Source organism: Rhodococcus sp. ENV425 (genome assembly GCF_002887785.1).
In the GTDB taxonomy this organism is placed as follows: domain Bacteria; phylum Actinomycetota; class Actinomycetes; order Mycobacteriales; family Mycobacteriaceae; genus Rhodococcus; species Rhodococcus aetherivorans.
Genome location: NZ_PCZU01000212.1, coordinates 29,154 through 33,152, shown reverse-complemented (window position 1 = coordinate 33,152; position 3,999 = coordinate 29,154). Strand labels below are relative to the sequence as shown.

The following is a 3,999-nucleotide window of genomic DNA, read 5'->3' as shown; positions in this document are numbered from 1 at the left end:
CGGTCGCCGCGCACCCTCAGCCGGGATGGACGGGCGCAGTCGTCACCACGGCAGCGGCACCCACTGGTCGAACAGCCAGAACCCGTGCCCCTGCGGCCCGGGCTGCTGATGCTGCGGGGCCGGCTGGTGCTGCGGCGCCGGCTGCTGCTGAACCGGGGACGAACCGGGTGCGGCGCTCGCGACGCCGGCGCCGGCGCCCACTGCGGCCAACGCGATCGTCCCCGTCGCCGCGACCTTGCCCAGCTTCGTGTTCAGAACCTTCACGACTTCGCAGTCCTCTCGTCGGGGGCGAGGTGGTTCCCCGCCCGTTGGACGACTCCACACTGACCCGCGCAGCTGGCAGCAGCCTTGGGAAACCCTGCCGTTCGGCTCCGAATTCGCGGGGCGCCCGCGGTGACCACCGCGGGCGCCCCGAACGTCTGTCACGACGGATCGGCTCCGGTCCGGCTCAGCATGTCGTATCCCCCTCCGGCACAGCCAGATCGACGAGGTAACGCGCGACGGGCAGGTCGACGCACCACTGGCCGCTCAGCACCACGCCGTGCTGGGTTCCGCGGTACGTGACGAGCACCGCGTCCAGTTGCTTCGCCAGGTCCACACCCGCCTGATACGGCGTCGCCGGATCCTCGGTGGTGGAGACCACGACGATCGGGGGCAGACCGTCGACCTCCACGGCGTGCCGATCTCCCGTCGGCGGCACGGGCCAGAAGGCGCACGCACCGAGCGGCGCGTTGCCGGTGCCGCGGCCGTCGTCGAGGAACGGGGCCGCCTGCCGGGACCGGGTGTCGAGTTCACCGGCCACGGCGGGGTCGGTCACGGCGGCGTCGTCGACGCACCGCACCGCCGCCATCGCCTCGGCAGAGTTCGAGTACGAACCGTCGGCGAACCGGCCCTCGTACATGTCGGACAGCACCAGCAGTGTGTCGCCCCGCCCCTGCACCAGTTCGGCCAGCCCGTCCCGCAGGTATTCCCAGCCCTCCGGCGAGTACAGGGTCGCGATGACGCCGCTGATCGCGTTCGCGTAGCTCAGCCCCCGCGGATCCTCCGTCGCGGCCGGCCGATCGATCAGGGGATCGACCAGCGAGCGGAACCGCTCGACTGCGACCGCGGGATCGGTGCCGAGGGGGCAGTCCTCGCGGGTCGCGCACTCCGTGGCGAATGCGTCGAAGGCCTGCTGGAAACCGGCGGCCTGCCGCACCGCTTCCTCGACCGGGTCCTGCTGAGGATCGAGCGCCCCGTCGAGCACCATCGCCCGCACGTTGCCGGGAAACGCCTCCGCGTAGGCCGAACCGAGCCGGGTTCCGTAGGAGTAGCCGAGGTAGTTCAGCTTCGGGTCGCCGAGAACGGCCCGGATGACGTCCATGTCCCGCACCACGTCGCGGGTGCCCACGTGCGCCAGCACGTCGGTGCCCGTGCGTTCGGCGCAGCGCGCCGCGTACTCCCGGCGGTTCTGCTCCGCCCGGGCGATCCCCTCGGGGGTCATGTCCACCGCGGGGTCCTGCCGCCACGCGTCGGTCTCCTCGGGCGTCAGGCAGTCGATCTGCGGTGTCGACGCACCGATGCCGCGCGGGTCGAATCCGACGACGTCGAACCGCTCGGCGAGCTCGGTGCCGGCGCCGACGACGGCCATCCCGAGGCCGGACGCTCCCGGTCCACCCGGGTTGACGAGCAGCGACCCGACCTTCTCCCCCGTCGACCGTGATCGGGACAGGGCGATCTGCGCGGTATCGCCCTGGGGGTTCTCGTAATCGATCGGCACGGTCACCCGCGCGCACTCGAGCCCGGCCCCGGCCAGGTCCGATCCGTCGGTGCTGTAGCCGTCGCACGAGCCCCACTGGAGCTGCTGGGTGTAGAAGGGCTCGAGGCCCGGCGGGATCTCCCCCGCCGCCGAGGCGAAGCCGGCCGCGCCGACCGGAGACGTGAACCCGCCCACGATCAGTGCCGTCGCCGCTCCCGTTGCGGTCACGAACCGCAGGACCCGGTCCCGGGTCCTGCGCTCTCCACTCGCCGCCATGAATCGACCTGCCCTCCAGTGGTACTCGATCGGAGAGGCGAATCTCTCCTCGGACCACTACAGGGTCGGTGCCGGCGGCGACCGGCACCACCACCCCGAGGGTGTCGATGGACAACCCCTCGGGACGGCGCTCCACCCTCCTCGCCGAGCGCGTCGCCGCTCGGGCCTCGCCGCGCTCCGGCCGCCCGTGCGGCTAGGGACGTTCGGCGATGCGCTTGATCGCTTCGAGCCGGCGGTCCCACTGCCGTCCGATCGATTCCAGCTCGCCGGCCAGTTCGCCGAGCCGGGCACCGACCGCCCGGTAGCGGATCTCCCGTCCGACCCGAACCGACTCCACGAGCCCGGCGTCGGCCAGCACGGTCAGGTGCTTGGCGATCGCCTGACGACTGACCGGCAGCCGCCCCGCGAGCGCACTGGCGGACAGGTCCTCGGCGCCGATCGCGGTGAGGATGTTCCAGCGGGTCTCGTCGGCCAGTACCGCGAGCACCGCTGGAACGCCCTTCGGCACATCGTTCACCGGGATTCCAGGAACTCCACCAGATCGCCGAGTTCGGCACGCCAGCCGTCGACATTGCCGTCGTGGGCCGACTGCGGGTCGACGAGTTCCTCGAAGCCGGTCTCCACCATCGTCAACCGGGTGCCGCCGTCGATCTCGGCCAGGTCGAACCGCACGACCGTGGAGTTGCCCGGTACCGGGTCCACATTCGCGTCGCGTGCCCAGCGGTAGATCAGTGTCTTCGGCTCGTCCACGTGTTCGACCAGCACCCGGAAGGGTCCGGCGTCGTGGCCCGTCCAGCCGAACGTGCCGGTACCGCCGGGCGATGCGTCGAATTCGATTCTGTCGCCGAACCATTGCGCGATCAGTGCGGGTTCGGTCAGGGCGGACCACACCTTGGTGGCCGGTGCCGCGATGTCGATGGTGCGGGTGATGTCGAGCGGGGCCATGATCGCCTCCAGTTCGGGTAGGGGTTGTGCAACTCCAGGGTTGCACCTTTCTTCCTCGGCTGCAACCCCCCAGTTGCAGAAATATGTTCGTCGCGACGGCGACTCACCTCTCATCGCGTCCGGTCGACGACCAGCACCTGGACGGCACCGAACTGCGGGACGATCCGGCCGATCAGGGCCGCCGGCGGCTCGAGCCGGTGCCCGAACCGCGGATGCGCCGCGGTGAACAACCGGCCCTGCACCCGGGCTCGGCCGTGTCGAGCGCCCAGACGGCGCAGCTCTCGCCGCGTGACAAAGCGTCCGTCCGAGTACGGCGCTCGGCGGGTGGGCCGATCGAGCCACCCCCAAGGGCTGGTCGGGTTCAGGGTGAGTGCGACGATGCGCCCGCCCGGACGAGTGATGCGAGCCATCTCGGTGAGCACCGCCGCGGCGTCGGTGAACTCGAGGGTCGCGACGGTGACGGCCGCGTCGGCCGCAGCGTCCGGCACCGGCAGGCGGGCGGCGTCGGCGCGCACGACCCGGCCGGGTGCCCGGCCGGCCGCGACGGCCAGCATGCCCGCCGACAGGTCCACACCGAGCACACGGGCACCACGGTGAACAAGATGGCACACGAGCCGTCCGGTCCCGCAGCCGATCTCGACCACGGTGCGGCCTGCCACCTCCGGCAGGGCCACATCGATCGCGCCACGCTCCACGGCCCAGGCGTGGGCGCCCCACGGGCTGGCGAACCAGGTGTCGTAGTCCCGGGCCTGCGCTGCGTCACTCGTCATCCAGCGTGCAGAGGGGTGCGCAGCATCGATCTCTTCTCCGGGCGTGCGCTCGAACGGCACGAACGGTTCGTTGGTGGACATGCCGTCGGGATTCCCCTCGCCGGAGTCCGGAAACAGCGGTACGACGAGGCGGGTCTCACGCCGGTGCGAGCCTTCGGACCGCGTAGCTCACGATCTCGGGGGTATGCGCGCTGATCACCACCCGCTACACCCTCGACCAGGTCGCCGAGGCATACGAGGACATGCACGCCGGCAAGAACATCCGCGGCG

At 71.3% G+C, this 3,999-nt stretch carries 5 protein-coding genes; all 5 read right to left on the bottom strand.

Going from position 1 to position 3,999, the window contains the following annotated elements; translation table 11 throughout:
* Window positions 1-42: 42 nt before the first annotated feature.
* Window positions 43-264 carry a hypothetical protein gene (locus CQZ88_RS17825; RefSeq protein ID WP_006931934.1) on the bottom strand — a complete coding sequence of 74 codons (222 nt, stop codon included), beginning with the start codon at window positions 262-264 and terminating at the stop codon, window positions 43-45.
* A gap of 184 nt (window positions 265-448) precedes the next feature.
* Window positions 449-2,014 (bottom strand): alpha/beta hydrolase, encoded by a 1,566-nt coding sequence (locus tag CQZ88_RS17820; RefSeq protein WP_006931931.1) that lies wholly within the window; start codon window positions 2,012-2,014, stop codon window positions 449-451.
* A 193-nt stretch (window positions 2,015-2,207) separates the two neighbouring features.
* Window positions 2,208-2,531: a metalloregulator ArsR/SmtB family transcription factor gene (locus CQZ88_RS17815; protein WP_006931930.1), complete on the bottom strand. Its 324-nt coding sequence runs from the start codon at window positions 2,529-2,531 to the stop codon at window positions 2,208-2,210.
* Window positions 2,528-2,959, bottom strand: a complete 432-nt coding sequence (locus CQZ88_RS17810; RefSeq protein WP_006931928.1) for an SRPBCC domain-containing protein — start codon at window positions 2,957-2,959, stop codon at window positions 2,528-2,530. Before CQZ88_RS17810 ends, CQZ88_RS17815 begins: the two co-directional genes overlap by 4 nt.
* Window positions 2,960-3,069: 110 nt before the next feature.
* Window positions 3,070-3,810, bottom strand: a complete 741-nt coding sequence (locus CQZ88_RS17805; protein ID WP_231385867.1) for a class I SAM-dependent methyltransferase — start codon at window positions 3,808-3,810, stop codon at window positions 3,070-3,072.
* Between the last annotated feature and the right edge of the window lie 189 nt (window positions 3,811-3,999).